The organism is Nostoc sp., assembly GCF_036917675.1.
Lineage (GTDB): Bacteria > Cyanobacteriota > Cyanobacteriia > Cyanobacteriales > Nostocaceae > Nostoc.
Genome location: NZ_JBALCT010000072.1, coordinates 1 through 19,300, shown reverse-complemented (window position 1 = coordinate 19,300; position 19,300 = coordinate 1). Strand labels below are relative to the sequence as shown.

Annotated in this window: 16 protein-coding genes and 2 pseudogenes; 3 read left to right on the top strand and 15 right to left on the bottom strand. The window is 41.8% G+C overall.

Going from position 1 to position 19,300, the window contains the following annotated elements:
- Window positions 1-190: 190 nt before the first annotated feature.
- From V7K31_RS28530 to V7K31_RS28510, 5 genes are all read right to left on the bottom strand, one after another.
- Window positions 191-856 (bottom strand): class I SAM-dependent methyltransferase, encoded by a 666-nt coding sequence (locus tag V7K31_RS28530; RefSeq protein ID WP_335099221.1) that lies wholly within the window; start codon window positions 854-856, stop codon window positions 191-193.
- A gap of 42 nt (window positions 857-898) precedes the next feature.
- Window positions 899-1,132, bottom strand: a complete 234-nt coding sequence (locus V7K31_RS28525) for a hypothetical protein (protein ID WP_335099219.1) — start codon at window positions 1,130-1,132, stop codon at window positions 899-901.
- Between the two features lie 517 nt (window positions 1,133-1,649).
- Entirely contained in the window at window positions 1,650-2,579 is a 930-nt protein-coding gene (locus tag V7K31_RS28520) for an alpha/beta fold hydrolase (protein ID WP_335099217.1), read from the bottom strand.
- A 19-nt stretch (window positions 2,580-2,598) separates the two neighbouring features.
- Window positions 2,599-3,105: a DUF4112 domain-containing protein gene (locus tag V7K31_RS28515; protein WP_335099214.1), complete on the bottom strand. Its 507-nt coding sequence runs from the start codon at window positions 3,103-3,105 to the stop codon at window positions 2,599-2,601.
- A gap of 86 nt (window positions 3,106-3,191) precedes the next feature.
- Window positions 3,192-4,091: a YihY/virulence factor BrkB family protein gene (locus V7K31_RS28510; protein ID WP_335099212.1), complete on the bottom strand. Its 900-nt coding sequence runs from the start codon at window positions 4,089-4,091 to the stop codon at window positions 3,192-3,194.
- 164 nt (window positions 4,092-4,255) lie between these two features.
- On the opposite strand from V7K31_RS28510, the gene V7K31_RS28505 reads away from it, so the two are divergent.
- Entirely contained in the window at window positions 4,256-4,765 is a 510-nt protein-coding gene (locus V7K31_RS28505; protein WP_335099277.1) for a hypothetical protein, read from the top strand.
- A 111-nt stretch (window positions 4,766-4,876) separates the two neighbouring features.
- Here V7K31_RS28505 and V7K31_RS28500 read toward each other — a convergent pair.
- The 3 genes and pseudogenes from V7K31_RS28500 to V7K31_RS28490 all read right to left on the bottom strand — a co-directional run bounded on the left by V7K31_RS28500 (window position 4,877) and on the right by V7K31_RS28490 (window position 8,607).
- Window positions 4,877-5,265, bottom strand: a pseudogene (locus V7K31_RS28500) (four helix bundle protein).
- A gap of 42 nt (window positions 5,266-5,307) precedes the next feature.
- The gene (locus V7K31_RS28495) at window positions 5,308-7,782 is read right to left on the bottom strand and encodes an EAL domain-containing protein (RefSeq protein ID WP_335099209.1); all 2,475 of its coding nucleotides are present in this window, start codon (window positions 7,780-7,782) and stop codon (window positions 5,308-5,310) included.
- A 21-nt stretch (window positions 7,783-7,803) separates the two neighbouring features.
- Entirely contained in the window at window positions 7,804-8,607 is an 804-nt protein-coding gene (locus V7K31_RS28490) for a sensor histidine kinase (RefSeq protein ID WP_335099207.1), read from the bottom strand.
- A gap of 667 nt (window positions 8,608-9,274) precedes the next feature.
- Between V7K31_RS28490 and V7K31_RS28485 the strand changes: the two genes are divergently transcribed.
- The gene (locus V7K31_RS28485; RefSeq protein WP_335099275.1) at window positions 9,275-10,504 is read left to right on the top strand and encodes a tetratricopeptide repeat protein; all 1,230 of its coding nucleotides are present in this window, start codon (window positions 9,275-9,277) and stop codon (window positions 10,502-10,504) included.
- A gap of 57 nt (window positions 10,505-10,561) precedes the next feature.
- A complete protein-coding gene (locus V7K31_RS28480) occupies window positions 10,562-11,560 on the top strand; it encodes an NAD-dependent epimerase/dehydratase family protein (RefSeq protein WP_335099204.1) in 999 nt (332 codons plus the stop codon).
- 10 nt (window positions 11,561-11,570) lie between these two features.
- Here V7K31_RS28480 and V7K31_RS28475 read toward each other — a convergent pair whose 3' ends face one another.
- The 7 genes and pseudogenes from V7K31_RS28475 to V7K31_RS28445 form a co-directional block, all read right to left on the bottom strand.
- Complete coding sequence (locus V7K31_RS28475) at window positions 11,571-12,140, bottom strand: Uma2 family endonuclease (RefSeq protein WP_335099201.1); 570 nt, start codon at window positions 12,138-12,140, stop codon at window positions 11,571-11,573.
- A gap of 48 nt (window positions 12,141-12,188) precedes the next feature.
- Window positions 12,189-13,769 carry a DHA2 family efflux MFS transporter permease subunit gene (locus V7K31_RS28470; RefSeq protein ID WP_335099199.1) on the bottom strand — a complete coding sequence of 527 codons (1,581 nt, stop codon included), beginning with the start codon at window positions 13,767-13,769 and terminating at the stop codon, window positions 12,189-12,191.
- Window positions 13,770-13,843: 74 nt separating this feature from the next.
- Complete coding sequence (locus V7K31_RS28465) at window positions 13,844-15,103, bottom strand: MFS transporter (protein ID WP_335099196.1); 1,260 nt, start codon at window positions 15,101-15,103, stop codon at window positions 13,844-13,846.
- 130 nt (window positions 15,104-15,233) lie between these two features.
- A complete protein-coding gene (locus V7K31_RS28460) occupies window positions 15,234-16,700 on the bottom strand; it encodes an HlyD family secretion protein (protein WP_335099194.1) in 1,467 nt (488 codons plus the stop codon).
- A gap of 162 nt (window positions 16,701-16,862) precedes the next feature.
- On the bottom strand, window positions 16,863-17,330 hold the full coding sequence (locus V7K31_RS28455) for a MarR family winged helix-turn-helix transcriptional regulator (protein WP_335099191.1): 468 nt from the start codon (window positions 17,328-17,330) through the stop codon (window positions 16,863-16,865).
- Window positions 17,331-17,590: 260 nt separating this feature from the next.
- Window positions 17,591-18,463, bottom strand: a complete 873-nt coding sequence (locus V7K31_RS28450) for an S-methyl-5'-thioadenosine phosphorylase (protein ID WP_334832861.1) — start codon at window positions 18,461-18,463, stop codon at window positions 17,591-17,593.
- A 150-nt stretch (window positions 18,464-18,613) separates the two neighbouring features.
- Window positions 18,614-19,204: pseudogene (locus tag V7K31_RS28445) on the bottom strand (D-2-hydroxyacid dehydrogenase); the annotation flags it as partial.
- Between the last annotated feature and the right edge of the window lie 96 nt (window positions 19,205-19,300).

The window sequence follows — 19,300 nt, the reverse complement described above, 5'->3', positions numbered from 1 at the left end:
ACGTTATAGCGTTTCTCAGTTGGGTGAGGTACAAGAACCCCACCCCCAACCCCCTCCCCGCAAGCGATGAGGGGGCTATGATGTAACTCATTTGATTAGTAAAAGCTATATATGTAACGTCTCTACATTCATTTTTATTATCAATAAAGGCAGAGGGCAGGAAGCAGTATTCCTTCTGCCTCCTTCAATTTTAAGGTCGTTTGATTGCTAAAGTAAGTCCATCGGCGATGGGGACAAGAGAAAGGCTAACTCGTTCGTCATGATGTAACTTTTGGTTAAGCGCCCGGATTGCTTGGGTGCTTTGATCTTGATTTTGCTCCTGGGCAACTCGTCCTGACCATAAAACATTATCAATAGCAATTAATCCACCTGGACGTAGCAATTGTAGCGATCGCTCATAATATCCATCATAATTTTCTTTATCAGCATCAATAAAGGCAAAATCAAATGTCTCGGCTTGGCCAGTTGCCAACAGCTGATCTAAAGTTTCCAAAGCTGGTGCTAATCGTAGATCGATTTTATCAGCAACCCCGGCTTCTTGCCAATATCGGCGAGCGATCGCAGTAAATTCTTCACTCACATCAGCAGCGATAATTTTCCCATCAGCAGGTAGTGCCAAAGCTACAGAAAGTGAGCTATAACCCGTAAACACTCCAACTTCCAGGGTTTTCTTGGCTCCCATGATCTGTACTAGTAGTCTCATAAACTGCCCTTGTTCTGGTGAAATCTGCATTCCACTTCCGGGATGGCTAGCGGTTTCTTGGCGCAACTTCAAAAGAATCTCCGGTTCCCGCAGCGAAACGGATAAAAGGTAATTATAGAGTTGGTTATCAAGACCTATAGACTGTTTTGGCATGGTAGATCAGAAAATTAAAATAATCTACAATTATACTATCGCCTAAAAATGGTTTATCAAAGGTAAGTATAATTCAATTAAGTTTTTTCTTCCTCTTTCATAGCGACGGCGAATAGTATTTTCTGAGATGTTGTTACCGCCACTTTCTACACGTCTGTGTACCAGTGCGATCGCTAATTCGGGACTTTCTAAGCAATTAAGAAATTTAAAAACCTGCCAAAATGGCAACCAGATTCTGATTAACCAAGTTAAATTGTAAAAGATAAACGACTTCAAGGGTTTTGTTATCAGGGACTACCAAGAAAGCAAATTCCTTTTGTAAAATACTATCTACTAAGTGATTTACAAAAATTACAAACTATCTCTATAGGACTAGTATTTGATTTCTGAAAAGATACGTAGGGGAGCCAGTGCGTTGCGGAGGTTCCCTCCGTTGTAGCAACTGGCGTTGTGTTAGCAAGGAGAGTACTGCACCATCATCAAGGGTTTGGTGCGTTACGAACTGCGTTCTAACACACCCTACAATACCTAATTTTGTTCAAAAATCAAATATGATTCCTATATCAATTATTTGCAGAGTATTTTTCTCAGTAGATAAATATCAATAATTAGGTTTGGCATTTGCTGCAACAGGAATATTAAATGCTTACGGGCGTTGTTGTCGAAGTTCGGATTAGCCCCCAAATAACGCGCAACGTCTGTATACATTCCTGTTCACTTCAGTGGCAAATAGCAGAGTGGGAGTTTGAAAGCTGACTGATATGCTTCCTCCCACTCTCTTTTTATTTAGAAGTCAGTCAGTTTCCCGTAAAAACTCAAGAATCGCTGTATTCAACTCCTCAAAAGCACCAGTTGAGGCATCATGATAGCAGTTAGACAAAATTTGTAATTTAGAATTGGGGATATGCTGATGCAATTTTTCACCATGAATAACAGGAAACCAACTATCTTGATCACCCCACAAAACTAGTGTAGGACACTTAATAGCACTCAGATTATTTTGAATTTTGGTGAGCATATTTGGCTTATTTGTTTGCCAATTCTCAATTTCTCGCGCTGCTATTTGTAACTCTTCGGCGACTTTCGCAACTGTACCAGGCAATTCAATAAAGGGGTAAGTTATCCAATAGACATCTTCCTGTGTCAAAATTGACGGATCAAATAACACCCCACGTCTTTCTATTGCCATAATTTCTCTAAATAGAGGTGCAAACAAGTATGCCAGACGTAAGGAATCAATTGTTTGCATTATTTCCAGGGGCGTTTGGCCAAGTAACCACATAGCCCAATGAGGAAGATTTTTGGTAAAAACTGGTACGTTTACTACTACAAGCCGTGCGATTAATTGCGGATTTTCTTGAGCAAGAGCAAGAGCAACTAATCCCCCTAGAGATTCAGCCACAATCACTGCGGGTTGATCACATAATGCCTGAATAATTCTTTGAAACTCAATAACTTGATGACCATTGTCTTCTCTACGAGACAATGGTTTTTCGGAAAAACCAAAACCTTTGGCATCAAAACAAATTACCCGATAATATTTAGATAATGGTTCGATGCTGTGCCGCCAATTATAGCTCCAACTACCCATGCCATGTAATAAAATTAGCGGTTTACCTCTACCTTTTTCGCCATAAGCAATTTGTACAGGATACCCTTTAGCATCAGTAATAATTAGACTTTGCCGCCCTTGAGGAAAAGTAGCTTGCCACCAATCTTTCATTCAATTATCAATTAATAATTTAACCGCCAGTTAAGGCGTTCCATAGTATTCTAATCAGAATGACGGGTAATGCTACTAAAACAATGGAGATTAGCAACAATCCAGCCAAAACGGCAAAGATAAACCACCTGTCTGCACTCCTTTGCTGGCTGGGAAACTTTAAGTACTCTTCTAATAACTTGATATTATAACTGTTAGCTGTCCAGGCAAAATCAAACAAGTCTCCCAAAATTGGCACAGCGCCTACCAAGCCATCAATGATCACATTCAAAACCATTTTGCCTAAAGTGGCTCTAGATACACCCAGCCGCGCGGCTTCTAGGATGATGTAGCTAGAAAACATGACTCCCAAAAAATCACCACCAATAGGTATCAGTCCTAAAATTGGATCTAGACCAAAACCAATCTTCGTACCAGGAATGGTAATAACATTATCCAGCAGCCGACTTAACTGACGCAGGCGCTTCAAGGTGGGTGCTTTGGCATCAGGTTCAATCATCGAAGACCGAAGAGGAGAATCAGGCATAAAGGCGATCGCTTATTTGTATTGAATCGTTAGACATTCTACTCCCCTACTGAGATTTGTTAAAAGTTTTCTCAGGGATTTACTAATTAATATTTTTCGGGAGATTCTGACTGTGCTTTTGGGCGCATATCTTCGCCCACAGTCACATTCAACTGATCGCCGATTAACAAAACAGCAGCGCTCATCGACAGCCAGAGCATTAAAACTATCACAGCCCCTACAGCACCATAGACTTTATTATAGTTGCCAAAATTCGCCACATAAAGCCGAAATAGGGCAGACAATATTGCCCAGAAAACAGCTGCTAAAATTGCTCCAGGCATCATTGGCGTGCCTGAGTTCCACTGGCTTGGTCCATAGCGATAAACAAAGCCAAAGGCGACAGCAACAATAGTTAAAGCTAAAGGCCAGCGTAACAACTGCCAAAGATGCACCAAGAAGATCAAAGAACCATTTTCGCGCACTACCATTCCCAACAGCCAGTCGCTAGTAAACACTAAAAAAGAAGCGAACACTAAAAGCAACATAGTACCGACTGTTAATCCCAGAGAGACGAGCTTGGCTTTCCAAAAGGGGCGCATCTTTTCTGGGGGAATTTTATGGATTTGGTCAAGGGCTGTCATCGCGGTATTCACCGCCCCAGAAGCAGCCCAAATTGCTAATATAAAGCTCAGAGAAAACAAACCACTGTTTTTGGAGTTGGTAATTTCTGTAGTGGCAAAATCACGAATCAGATCCAGAGCTTGTTCAGGTAGAACTTGACTTAGTTGAACCGCCAGTTTATTAAAGGTGGCTTGCAAAGATTCTGCTAATAAGCCAATGGCTGTGATGAAAGCAAGAATTGCTGGAAACAGCGATAGCATGGCATTGAAGGCGATTTCAGAGGCAAGTCCCAAAAGTCGTCTTTCGATTGTCCTGGTAAAAGTTTTTTTGAGGGTGCGCCAATTGAGGTGGCGAAAAAAGCGCAAAAAACGAGGCTTTGGCATGATTAAGATAATGGCGAGTGGGGAGTGGGGAGTGGGGAGTTAGGAGTGGGGAGTGGGGAGTGGGGAGTTAGGAGTTATAAGAATTCTTTCCACAATGCCCAATGCCCAATGCCCAATGCCCAATGCCCAATGACAAATGACTAATGACTAATAACTATTTATTTATGAATCAAGATTTAACACAACAGTGGTTGGCAGAAATCCAGGTACTCAAAGAGCAGATGGCGGGACTTCAACACGATCGCGATGCTGCTTGGGAAAGTGCCCAAAAATGGCGTCAGCTTTACAACACAGAAGCAGAACAACGCCGCACAGATGTGCAACTATCCCAACAGGCGATCGCATCCCTGAAGGCAGACCTGCATAAACTCCACGGTCTTGAAATTGAGACACTGGCTGCTGAGACACCAGTCACAGCAATCCAACCAGAAATAGAACAACTAAAATCTTTGGACGACTTGCAAGCTAAACTGATCACCGTGATCAAAGAACGCGATCGCCTTTTGCAAGCTTTGAAAACTGAACAGGATAACCACGCCCAGACCCGCAATAGTCTAACTACTGCCTTAGGTGATGCTATTGATAGCTTGACACACGAACGAGCCGGACGAGAAAAAGAGGAAAAGGGGCAGGGAGCAGGGAGCAGGGGGCAGGGGGCAGGGGGCAGGGAGTAGGGGGCAGGGGGCAGGGAGTAGGGGGCAAAGGGCAGGGAGTAGGGGGCAGGGAGCAGGGAGTAGGGGGCAGGGAGCAGGGAGCAGGGGGCAGGGGGGATTAGAAATTAGAAATTAGCGTTTTATGAGCCAAGGAGATGGATTGTTGATTATAGTTACTAGAATCCCTAAAACTCGGTTGTAAACTCCATAAAGTTCTCTGCCTGTATCAACGTCTAAATAACCACATTTCACAGCAAATTTAAGCCAAGTCTGAGTTTCTGCTGCAACAGAGCTTCTGAATCATTCAATTTTGCAATAAAAGCGGCTTCATAACGACGCTTTCTCCAAGATCCAGCAAGATTTGCACAAACAGAGCGTGATGATCTACGAATTTGGTCAGTCAACGAATATCTTTCCTCTATAGGAAACTTCTTAGATAATTCAAAAATTTTCATGGCTACATCAAATGCCATTTTATATACTTCCAAGTCTTCATGACTTTTAATTGGTTCTTTTTCCATTCCCCCTGCCCCCTGCCCCCTGCCCCCTGCCTCTTCGCGCCACTATCCTTGTCTCAGATGAGCGCCAGATGCCATTAATCTCTCTATCAACTTGCTATCTAGGGGTTTGCAGAAAAAATATCCCTGTGCGTACTTGCATTTCATGGCTCTAAGTTGTGCTAGCTGTTCCGCCGTTTCTATGCCCTCCGCTATTACATCTTTATTTAAATTTTGGGCTAGGGTGATGATTGCCTGAATAATCTCTAGATTTTCTCCATTAGTACCAATCTTGGCAATAAAAGAACGATCAATCTTCAAGGCACTACTTGAAAAACGTTGCAGGTAACTCAAGGATGAATAGCCTGTGCCAAAATCATCTAAGTGTAATTCAATATTCATCTCTTGCAGTTGCAAAAGTATAAAAGGTAATGATTGAATATTTTCCATAAGTACGCTTTCGGTAATCTCCAGTTTTAAATTGCTCCCTTCCAGTCCAGTCTCTTGGATAATTTGCTTAATTTGTTCAATCAGCCCAGGTTGTGAAAACTGTTTAGTTGAAATATTTACACTGATTGTCAAGGGTGGGTCAGCAGGAAATTGTATTTGCCAAGCGCGCATCTGACGACAAGCCTCGCCCAGTACCCAATAACCAATCGGGATAATCAGCCCAGTTTCTTCTGCCAGTGGAATAAAGTTGTCTGGAAAAACTAATCCGTGTTCCGGGTGCTGCCAACGAACGAGAGCCTCGAAGCCAACAATCTTGTAAGTTTCTAACAAAACAATTGGCTGGTAGTGAATCAGAAACTCTTGGCGTTCAACTGCCCGTCGTAGAGCCGTTTCTAACTCTAATAGTTTCGTTACTTGGCTGTACATGGTTGAGTCAAATATCTGATGGCGTGCCTTACCCAATGCCTTAGCGTGATACATTGCAATGTCAGCATCGCGGAGAAGTTCCTCCGGTAGGTTGTAACTAGGATTGCTCAGGGCGATACCAATGCTGACGGTGGTAAATACCTCATTGCCGCTGAGTTTAAACGCAGATGTCAGAGCTTGGTGTATCCGCTCTACTACCCTTATTACGTCATCAATGTTGCTGAGATTATCAAGCAAAATTGTAAACTCATCTCCCCCTAGACGGGCAACTGTGTCTCCAACACGCAGGCAATTTTCCAATATGCGAGCAAGCGCAGTTAGTAATTGATCACCAATCATGTGACCGAGACTATCGTTGACTACTTTGAAGCGATCTAGGTCTAGAAAGAGAACAGCAAATATATAGTCCACGCGTCGTTTTGCCGACATTAGCGCACGTTTTACCCGTTCCATGAATAAGGCGCGGTTTGGCAGACCGGTTAGTACATCGTGAAAAGCATCATGAACTAATTGCGCTTCGGCAGCTTTTAGAGCAGTAATGTTGTGAGCGATACTCATCACAAAATATACTGAACCATCGCTAGCCAATTCTGGCACGAGACGGGTATGGTAATGTTTTGTTTCCAAAGCGATCGCTAAACTGCATTCAAACTCAGTTTCTTGCTTAGTTTGGAAAACTTGCTGGAGCTTATGATCGCACATCCCGCAAAATTCTGACGGCAGATTTAACTCTGCGTTTGTTTTACCAATAAATGTTTCGGGTGATATTCCTGTAACCTTTTTAATAGCTGGATTAACGTAAACGTAGCGCAATTGAGTGTTAAATCTGGAAATAATATCAGGTGTCTTTTCAACTAGTGCTTTGAATTCTTGCTGGTGACGCGCTAGTGTCTCCAATACCTGCTTACGCTCGGTTATATCCTGAAAGACCAAAACTGCACCTGTGATCTTACCATCGTCATCTTTAATCGGTGCAATACTATCATTAATTAGTATTTCTGCACCGTTTCTAGCAATAAGCATCGTCTGTTCTGGTAAATGGACAGTAAGCCCAGACTCAAGGACTTGTCTGATAGGACTTTCAATTTTTGTCCGAGTCTTTTCATCAGCAATATTGAATACTTCTGTTACTTTTTTACCAAAGGCATCTGCATATTTCCAACCCGTCATTATCTCCGCAGCCGGATTTATAAAAGTCACCGCTTCTAATGCGTCGCTAGTAATCACCCCATCCCCAATACTTTTAAGTATAGTATTCAACCATTGTTCACTCTGCTTTAATTTAGTTTGAATCCGATGTTTGGATAGACTAATTTCAATATTAAACTTTAATTCTTTTTCTTTAAAAGGTTTGATGATGTAGCCAAATGGATCTGTTAATTTTGCTCGTTCTAATGTTTTTTCATCTGCATCAACAGTGAGATAAATTACTGGAATATTAAACTTATTATGAATTATCTGGGCGGATTCCACACCGTCCATCTTTCCCTTTAGGGTAATATCCATTAAAACCAAATCTAGAGAATCATCTGCTGCTTTTTCAATTGCTTTTTCTCCAGTATCGACAATACCCAAAACAGTGTATCCAGATTTTTGTAGCCGCTTTTGTATATCCATTCCCACGATGAAGTCATCTTCAACAATTAATATATTTATTTTGCTCATAATTTTGGTTGATTTATGAAATTATAAATTTTTGGTCGAAAACATAATTTTAAACTCTACTCCGTTATTATTGCTAAAATGGATATTCCCTTTTAGCTGATTTGTGAGACCCTTTACCAATTCCAGACCTAATGATTGTGTAGTTTCAAAGTCAAAATCTTTGGCAAAACCAATGCCATTATCACTGATAGTAAGTGTAAAAACATTTGCTTCTAGGGAGCAAAAATCAATACAAATTTCTCCTGATTCTCTTTGGTGAAAGGCATGTTTTAGAGAATTTGAAATAAGTTCATTGATAATCAAACCACAAGGAATAGCCGCATCACTGACTAATAAAACATCCTCAACGTTGATTTTCAAGGTAATAGCACTGGAATTAAGATTGTATAAATACAACAAATTAGTTACTAAGTCTTGGATATAGTCAGGAAAATTAATCCTTGCCAGGTCTTGAGATTGATATAGTTTTTCGTGGATTAGAGCCATTGATTGAATCCGCATCTGGCTATCTTTTAATACCTCAATGGCTTGATTGTCCTTGAGATACTCTGCTTCCAGGTTGAGCAGACTAGAAATGATCTGCAAATTATTTTTTAGCCGATGATGAATCTCTTTTAATAGGATTTCTTTTTCTTCAAGCAATGCTTTAATCTGCTCCTCTGATTCTTTACGCGCTAAACCGACGATAACAGAAGCTATAATTCTGCCGAAAATAGTCAGCAAACTTGTTTGATAATCGTTGGAGTTCGCCTCTATTAACAGACGTTTAAACAACTCATTCTCTTCGTTCTCCGTAGCTGTAGTGAGCATTCGGATATCTTCCATTATCTCTTGACCCTGAACTATTTTAATTATACTATTTTGCGTTAAATAACATCTCGTAGAGAAGGAAAAGGGTAACTAGCAGCCCCAGTCGGAGTGGCTATATCTTCGTTCCGGCAAATAGCATCCATGAAAAAACTGGCTTGGTGAATAATAAGTATAAAAATGATTTTATTTGATGTCAAAATCCATGTAGAGACACGATATATCGCGTCTCTACATCTGGATTCATACTCTAAATCAGCAATGCCAAAGATTTTTACGGTACTACTCCTCATAGTCTTGGGAACTGATACCAATTTTCTTAACTTCGAGAGCAAATTAGCTCTAAAAGGATGTTTTAAAAGAGTGTTTTGCCCTCGTGGTGAGTACGGGTAAGCATCTCAGTACATGGCTGAAAGCCTATTTTGTCGTTGCAGTTGACCTAAGTCAGAACGGCAAAGTTATACCTTCCGCGGCTTTTAAAACAACCTTTAGTAAAGGATATCTATATTAATTAATTATTGGCAGCGTATATTTTCTGAGTCATGAGAAGGTAAATAAGAAATCTTGGGGAATTATTCAGTATATTTACGCAGCTATATTCCATATATTTTCACTTGTATAAGTTGTGTTAATGTGGTATGCAATGTCAACTCATGCAACTAACCCAAGGCAAAGTAAAGTACCCATGCTCAGACGCTTGATTGTGATTGTTACTGCCGCTATACTCTTTAGCAGTTCCTTGACCCTGGCAGAGAGTAAAAAGCCCAAACCAGTGGATGAATTTCCTCCTAGTCCCCTAGAAATTACCACACCCGATCCACTGCTACCACATTTGCCCAAGGATAAACAGCCCTTAACTCTCGAAGAACGGCAAAACTTAGAACCAGCCCTGGATGCCTTAAACCAAGAAGCAGCAGCGAAACTGCAAGCAGGGGATCAGGTGGCGGCGTTTGAAATTTGGAACCGGGAACTGCGCTTGCGACGCTTTTTAGGTTCATTAGCAGAGGTGCAAGCATTATCACGAGTCGCTGCGATCGCTTGGAATCAAAACGACAGCCCAGAAGTACAATATATTACGCAGCGATTGCAAGCAATTCAAAAGCAGGCACAATCTCAGAAAACAACTGCCCAAATTGATCTAGAATTGTGGCGATCGCTAGGACAAGCTTACCAAAATGTGCGAGCGGTTAAACTAGCTGTGGAAGCTTACGACCAAGTTTTGCTAGTGGTGCGACAGCAAAAAAATCCAACAGCAGTAGTAGAAATCCTTAAGACAATTGGGGAACTGCATTTGAGTTGGTTTGATTATCGCAAAGCCGCCCCAATCTACGAGGAATTATTGGGTTTAGCGACTTCCCAAGGCGAACGTGTAAACGAGGTAACATATCTGCAACGACTAGCTTATATTTACGAGCAGACAAACCAACCGCAGCAGTCATTGAATGTACTTAATAAACTAGCAGAAATTTCCGTCAATGAAAATAATCTAACTGAAATACCAGAATTAAAGCTAGCGATCGCTTCAGATTATGAATCTCTAGCAAAAAAAGATCCTAACTTACTGCTAGAAGCTTTTAAAAATTATCAAGAAGCTTATACCACTGCTTGGCAATTAAAAGAATACGTTCGTGCTGCTGATGCTTTGCAGAAGTTAATTGCGCTGTACCGTTCTCAAGGACAAACAGACGAGGCTTTGCAGGCTAGCGAGATTCTTGTGCAAATACAGGCGCAAGCCGCTAACTTTTACGGGATGATGCAAGCTTATGACCAAATTGGGCAATTGTATTTAGAACGAAAAGAGTTTCCTCAAGCATTAACAGCTTTTCAAAAAGGCTTAGAATTAGCAAAACAACTCAAACATGAGGAAGCATACTTTACTGGGCAAATTGAAAAAGTCTCGAAAGCAAATTTATAGTCAATACTAGCTTGTTGAATGGAAATTGAAGAACTTGATTAGCTATAACTCTCAAATATGTTAGAAACAAAAGAATTGCCAGACGAGACAAACAGTTCAGTTAAAAATATCTTGCTGATGGGCACAACCGGCTATATTGGTGGAGCTTTGTGCCGCAAGCTTTCTCAAACACAAGATTTTGCCGTGTTAGCCCTTGTGCGTCCAAACCGTGACATTGAGGCTATCAAACCATTCTGTAAAGAAATAATTTACTCCCAAGAAGAACAATTTTCTCAACAGGATGTTGAAGAAGTAATTTGCAAGCATGATGTTAAAACGGTAATTAATTTGGCATGGCACATGCCTCCAGAATCAACCCAAGAAGCTCAATTTGCGAAAGATCGTATAGCATTAGAAGCCGCTTTACACGCTGCTAGTGAGGTTTCACCAGATATTCATGTCATTGCCACCAGTGGCAATTTTTCTTTAGTGACTGCTGATGGAGGAAGAATAACAGAAACACCTCCTCACACAGGTTCCAGAAAGCTGGAATATCTAGCATGGATTGAGTTATTAGTAAATGTAAATTTGATGAAGGATGAACTAATAGAAGAATATATTAGCAAAGGAGGTAATGCCTCCATCGTCTATCCTTCATCAGTGTATGGTTCATCGCCTACCCGTGGCAGTATCTGGGATTTTGCAATTCAGCAGTTCATCACCGGGAAACCGCACCAGGGTTATCAGCCATTTCCACCAGACTTTATGACTGCGTGGATTCACGTTGAAGATTTAGCAGACTGCTACATCGCCGCAGCCCGAAAAGGTTCCAAAGGAGAACACTACCTTGCAGCGGCTGAAAATCTGAGTATTAGCCAAATGGCAACTTTGTTTGCGGAGGCTGCTCAAGTAAAACTCCAAGCACCAATATTTGAAAATAAAGACAACGTGGTGTTTGATGATTCTTACACCAGAGAAGTACTTCAACTTCAATGGAAATATAAAGCGGCTGATGAAGTTAAGGCTTGGGTAGAGCGAATCAAAGAGTTGGGAACTTATTTCTTAGAGGATGTTTGAAGTCGAATGATTAGGATACTAATAATACATCTTCATATATAGCTGCGATCGCACAACGAAAATCAACGCTAGCTAAATGCACTTCTTGTTCTTTTTCATAAGCATAAAGTACCCACTGTCCTTGTTCATTGCGGCGGAAGCATTCTACACTCATTTGATCTGGTGAAATTAGCACATATTCTTGTAGTGATTCTAAGTGTCGGTAACTAGCAAATTTCTTCCCTCTGTCATAGCCCTCAGTTGACTCAGAAAGCACTTCGATAATTAAGGAGGGATAAGATTTAAAATATTCAGATTCTCTATCTCGTGTATCGCAAGTTACCATAACATCGGGATAAAAATAGCGATTTATGACATCAATTTGTGCTTTCATGTCTAACATGTAAACACGGCAACCACTACCCCGGAGATGGTTTCGCAGCAGCATAGATACATTCATGCTAACTGTGACATGAGCATCACTTGCCCCTGCCATTGCGTAGACTTGCCCATCAATATACTCGTGTTTGATTTCACTAAATTTCTCGCCTTCTAGATATTCTTCTGGGGAGATATAGTACTCACTTTGACTAATGACCATTTTAGTACCTTAGTAGTTTTATCAAACATTTTAACCCATAGAACAAATTTAATGACCGACAGCGCCAGCAGTTGGTTTAACCTTTTTTAAGAATAAAATTGCAATCCCACTGAGTAACAATGCAATGCCAATAAAGTAGAAACAATCGTTAAAAGCCATTACAAACGCTTCCCGGCGGACAATGTTAGATATAGATGCGATCGCTTGATTTTGTGCTGTACTCAAATCTGATCCATGACTGATAAAATACTGTGTCATTTGGTCAATTCGCTGCTGAGTTTCTGGGTTATATAAAGATACTCCATCACCCAATATATTCGAGTGAAATTGCTCTCTGTTACTTAATAAAGTTGCTAAAGATGCAATTCCTAGAGAACCGCCTAGATTACGCATCATATTAAATAAACCACTTCCTGAACCTGCTTCTTGCTGACTCAATCCAGCAGTGGCGATAGAACTAAGCGGCACCATAATTAAAGGTTGTCCCATTGCACGCACAAATTGCGACCAACGTAACTGATCTAATCCAGTTTCATTAGTCATTCCAGAGTTCATAAATGCACTGATGGAAAACAAAGTCACACCCACAGCCACCATTAACCGCACATCAATACGTTGCATCAATTTGGGTATGAGCGGAATAATAAACAGTTGCGGAATACCAGCCCAAATTAATACTTCACCAATTTGCAACGCATTGTATTGTTGAATTTGGGCAAGATACAGAGGTAAAATATAAATTGAACCATACAATCCTATTCCCAGCGATACATTGACAATACTCGCTAAACCAAAGTTCCGTCGAAACACAAGCCGTAAATTAATAAATGGTTGTTTACGAGTTAATTCAATATAGAAAAATATCGCCAAAAAAATTGCCGCGACCACACTTAAGCGCACAATCAACGCTGAACCAAACCAATCTTTGCGACTACCTTCTTCTAAAACAACTTGTAGGGAACCTAATCCAATAGCCATTGCAATAATTCCCCACCAGTCACCTTGTTTGAGTAAATTAATTTGGGGTCGTTCTTGCTTAATTCCATACCAAACGCCAGCTAGCATTAATGCCCCTGGAATTACATTTATATAAAAGTTGTATTGCCAACCAAAATTTTCTGTTAACCAACCTCCTAATGTCGGACCAATTGAGGGTGCAAAAACTGCACTAAACCCAAATGCAGCCAGCCCAATTGATTGCTTAGATTGAGGTAAAGTCGTTAATACAACTGTCATAGCGGTGGGAATTAATACTCCTCCACTAAAACCTTGTAAGACCCGAAAGAAAATCATGGAAGTGAGATCCCACGACCAACCACAGCATATAGAAAAGAAAATAAATAATGCAGTATTGACTAACAGATAACGTCGCAGAGAAAACACCCGTGATAGCCATCCTGTTAGAGGAATTACCACGATTTCTGCTACGAGATACGCCGTAGAAATCCAAGAACCTTCTTCTAGAGTTGCTCCTAAACTTGCTTGAATATCTTGCAGCGAAGCATTAGTTATTTGAATATCTAATACTGCCATAAATGCACCAAGCATACTGGCTAATACACCAATCCAAGTTCTTAGCGATACACGTTCTGGGGGTGCTTGCTGACGAATTACACCTGTATTAGCCATAGTGTTTTTCCTGTTTCAAAATTAAGTAACAAAATTATGATTAAATCTTATACCATCTCTTTGCAGTTTTTATCTTAAGCTTTATTGCTTAGTATAATGCCCTTTTGCTCATAGATTGGACGCATTATTAGCCTTAAAGCAGGTAACTGTCTGCTAAAAATAATCGACCCAATAATACAAGCTATCCCATCAATCATTAAAGTGTTAGAAGCACCAATATAATTTGCTAATAAACCTCCTAATAAATTACCCACGGGAATCATCCCCAAAAATGACATTGTGTATAAGCTCATCAATCGCCCACGTTTGTCGTCCTCAACAATTGTTTGTAAAAATGTGTTGCTAGCAGCAATCTGAAGAATTGTTCCCAAGCCAACAAATAACATTGTAAATAAAGAAAGTGGTAAAAATCGAGAAAAAGAAAAGCCAATTAGGCCAATTCCTAAAATTGCCGGGGCTAAGGCAATCAATTTCCCAATTCCTAAGATTGTTTGGCGCGTCGCTAGATAAATACCACCAGTTAAGGCTCCAACTCCTGATGCCGCCATCAAAAATCCCAAAGTTTCTGCACTACCTTTGAGAACTTGTTGTGCAATAACTGGTACAAGAATAGTGTTTTGCAGTCCCATAAGGCTGACTAAAGCTGATAGCAATAAGATGGATCGAATGGGTGGGAAGCTAAAGGCATATACAAATCCTTCTTTGACTTTCTGCAAGGGATTACCGTCAAGCACCACATTTTTCCAAGGTTTAACTTGCATCGCCAATAAAGCGGCGATTACAGCAATGTAGCTCAAACCATCAATTAAAAAACAATAGCCAGTTCCAACGCGAGCAATTAATAAACCGCCGATCGCAGGGCCAATTAATCGCGCACCGTTGATCATTGTAGAGTTAATGGCGATCGCATTCGCTAAATCTTCTCTGTGTTCAACCAATTCTGGCACAAATGCTTGGCGGGCTGGCGCATCTAAGGCGTTAATGAATCCTTGAAACAAACTCAAGGCGATAATGTGCCATACCTGAATCACACCAGTTAACGTCAGCACTGCTAATGTTAACGATTGAATCATCGCCAAGACTTGCGTACTAATTAAGGTACGATACCGAGAAAAGCGATCTACAAATACTCCGCCAAAGGGAGCTAAAAAAAAGCTAGGAATTTGACTCGAAAATCCCACAACTCCTAGCATTAATGGGGAGTTTGTTAAGTTATAAACTAGCCAAATCGTCGCCAGTTGTGTCATCCACGTCCCAATCAGTGAAATGCCTTGTCCGGCAAAAAACAGCTGGTAGTTTTTTGACCTCAATGCAGGTAGTAGTGGTTTTTTCATCTAAGGTTTGTTTTATACCAATCTGCTTTCATAAATATCATCTCACCTCATCTCTATACGCCTCTCAATAGATGTAGGAAGATGTCATAGCAAGAAGGAGGTTTTTCATCTCTTTGCAAGCAATTTGGTATTACTTGACTTCCACCGCAACTTCCGCAGACATCCCTGGAGTAATGCGCGATTCATACCCTTGAATGCTCTTTTGGTCGAAAACTATTTTGACTGGGATGCGTTGGACAACTTTAGTAAAGTTACCTGTAGCGTTATCCGGTGGCAATAAGGCAAACTGAGCGCCGGAAGCTGGCGAAATACTGTCAATACGACCAACAAAAGTGTGATGAGGGAAACTATCCAGCTTGATTTCTACTGCTTCTCCTGGGCGCATCTTTTCTAATTGAGTTTCTTTGAAGTTCGCAACTACCCAATAGTTGTTATCCACGATCGCCATTAATGGTGTTCCCGATTGGACTCGGTTGCCAATTTCCACGTTTTTCCTCCCTATCCGTCCGGCACTGGGGGCGGTAACGTTGGCGTAAGATAGTTGCAATTGTGCATCTTTCAGCGATGCTTCTGATTGGGCGATCGCAGCTTTTGCCGCTTCGTATTGGCTACGTTTTACTGTTGTATCTTGTCCACCGGCTGTAGCTTGTTGCAATCCTCCCTTAGATGCTGCCAATTTAGCTTGGGCGTTGATCACATTTTCTTGCGCTTGTGCTAATTGAGACTGGGCTTGGGTGACACCAACTTTGGCGGAGGCTAACTTGGCTTGGGCTTGTTCTACTCCCTGAATAGCGGCGTTTTTTTGTGCTGTAGCCACATCATAAGTTGCCTTGGCTGCGTCTAGTTGCTGACGAGCGATCGCACCTGATTTATACAATTCGTTATAACGATTGTAATCTGTTTGAGCTTTTTCCAAATTCGCATTTGCTTGCGCTACCTGCGCTTGGGCGGCGGGAATCCCCGCTTGGGCTAATCTGACTTGGGCTTGTGCTGCTGGTATCCCAGCTTGGGCTTCTTGTACTGCTGCTTGGGCTGTGGAAATTGCTGCTACCGCACCACTAACATCTCCCTGCGCTTGAGTTGTCTTACCAGTAGTGGTTTGTGAAGTTAAAGCAATATTTGCTTGGGCGGCTTGCGCCTGACCACGGGCATTTTCTAGGGACGCTTGTGCTTGTTGTACCTTACTTTGATAGTCCCGTGGATCTAACTTGACTAACAATTGTCCCGGTTGCACCAATTGGTTATCATTCACAAGCACTTCACTTACAGTTCCGGGAATGCGGCTACTAATTTGGTGAATGTTTCCTGCAACAGTGGCATTGTCTGTTTCCTGGTGGGTGGAGCCGTATTGCCAGTAGTGATAACCAAAAGTACCTGCCACGATCGCACCCATACCTAATGTTGCCAAAATTAAACCAGTCGGTTTTTTGGGCTTCGCTGGAACTTCTTTCTCGATCTCAGGAATTACAACAGGTGCTTCTGCTGTTGCGGATGTCTCTGCTGTCACAACTTCTAAAGTCTCTGAATCAGGAATCACTTCTTTTTCTAAAATTGGGGTCTTGTGTCCGTTGCGTCCGTTCAAAGTATTAGCTTTCATGATTGTTAACTTCCTTGTTCTTTCAATAATTTGATTGATAGTCGTTTATTTAGAATGCGTAGTATTTTCTGAAAAAAATCCTTATTTCCTTAGTATGCGTAATATTATCTCAAAATAAATCTTTACAGTGCCTCACCCGGTCGGGTGATTGTGAGATCATCTTTAGGAGAGGTTAGCGATCGCGCGATTCAAGATTTGGGAAAACAGTTCTCGGTCAGCAAAAGAAATACCGTCCATTGCTTCATCACGTACAGCTGCGGCGATTGGGGGTAAGACAGCTTCTAGTTCCTTACCTGCATCCGTTAGCCAGATCCGCCAGATGCGGCGATCGTGGGTGTCGCGTTCTCGACGCACCAAGCCGCGTTCTTCCATCCTATCTAGTACGCCTGTTAAAGTCCCTCCCACTTGTTTGAGTTTGTCCCCAATACTAGAAGTAGGTAAACCATCCTCTCGCCACAAACAGCACAACACCAGCCAGTGAAATGGCGTAAGTCCAAATGGTTCTAGCCTCTCAGTAAACTTGCGACTGAGCAGTTGTGAGACTAATTTGATTCTGTAGCCTAAATTGTATGGTGCCAGATTTTGCTGCCACGACTCTAAAGCTGGGGAGTGATTAGATGTAGAAATCATTTGATAATACTTAGTATGCGTAATATTATCTTACCTGGACTAATTATATTTAGCAACAGTGACTTTCCATCTCTGTTAGGCAAGAACTTGAATCAACTGGTATTCTTTGACTGTACTTTTTTCAAATCTGGTGAGAAATCCGGGATAGGCATAGCCCGAACTTCGACCTTTCTCTAGGAGACGCTGCGCGTAGCTTGCTTCCCCGTAGGGGTACGGCAAAGATCAATGACCGTCGTAGCGATCGCTTATTCATACCAATACTACAAATACTTCTGCAACAATAACCCTAATTTTTCCTTCGTCGCCGTTGGTGCTTTATCTAACTGAGTCAAAATCGCATATTGCAACGCCGAATGTGCCTCACTCGGTGGGGGATTTTCACTCAACCGGCGCACAGTTTCTTGAATCACCTTTTGAGCATTCACAGCATTCCGCAGCAAATTGCCAATCACCATTTCCACCGTCACACTGTCATGGTCTGGATGCCAACAATCGTAATCTGTCACCAGCGCTAAAGTTGCATAAGCAATTTCGGCTTCCCTTGCCAACTTCGCCTCTGGTAAATTCGTCATGCCAATGATTGTTGCACCCCAACTGCGGTAAAGATTCGATTCTGCCTTAGTGGAAAAAGCCGGTCCTTCCATGCACACATAAGTACCGCCGCGATGGAGAGTAACTTCAGGTAAATTCAGAGATGCGATCGCATCTGCCAACACAACAGCTAAATTTTTACAAATCGGATCACCAAAGGCAATGTGAGCAACAATTCCCTCACCAAAAAACGTTGAAATCCGATTTTTTGTCCGATCAATAAACTGATCTGGCACCACCATATCCAGTGGTTTCGCCTCTGCTTTCAAGGAACCCACAGCACTAGCTGAGATTAAATACTTCACACCCAATTGCTTCATCGCATAGATATTAGCGCGAAACGGTAACTCAGAGGGTAAAAGCGTGTGATTGCGACCATGACGCGCCAAAAAAGCTACCCGTGTAGTATCCAAAGTCCCCAGAATCAAAGCATCAGATGGTGAACCAAAGGGGGTCTGGACTTGCACCTCTTCGACATCTTGGAGCGCGTCCATTTTATACAGACCGCTACCACCAATAATCCCAACACTAGCTTGAGCCATGATTCCAAACCTGTTCCTTGCTGATCTGCTAAGTTATTTTATCGAAAAGGGGACTATCAGAAAAGGCAGAAAATAAACTCACCCAGTTATTCTAGCGATAATTTTTAGCAATCAAATTTCTGATTACCCAAAGCCCAATCTTTGAATTGTTCAGTATCCTGCTTGCTTGTCTACGACATTCCGCAAGGGCTGACCGGTTTGGTAGCGTTTGAGATTGTCGATAAACAGTTGTGCTATGCGCTCTCTCAGACGTGGCGAAAGGGCTGAACAATGGGGTGTGATTAAGGCATTCGGTAGCGACCATAAGGGGCTTTCCGGCGGCAGAGGTTCGGTTGCAACCGTGTCTAATCCTCCGCCCGCAATCCATCCCTCAGGTAGAGCGGTGAGCAATGCGGCTTCATCTACTATTGCACCACGATCAATATTAATTAGGTAAGCAGATTGACGCATAGAGCGCAATGCAGCTTCATCGATTAAGCCTTTAGTCTCTGGAGTCAGAGGTGTAGCAATAACAACATAGTCTACTGCGGGGAGGAGCGATCGCCATTCATCAGCACCCACAATCTTGTCAAAATTCGGTAGGGGTTCGGGATGGCGACGACTACCCCAAACTCGAACTCCAAAGGCTTTGGCACGAGATGCGATCGCTTTACCTATATTTCCTGTGCCAAGAATTAATAAAGTCGCGTCTGCCAACTCTTCGAGAAACACTCCTCTTACCCAAGTGTGTTCAGTCTGCAAATCTTAGAGGGTGTTTGAAAAGTCGGACAGATTGTAAAAAAGCTCTCTCGGTATACGCTGTGAATAGATAGTAGACAGCACCGAGAGAGCAACATG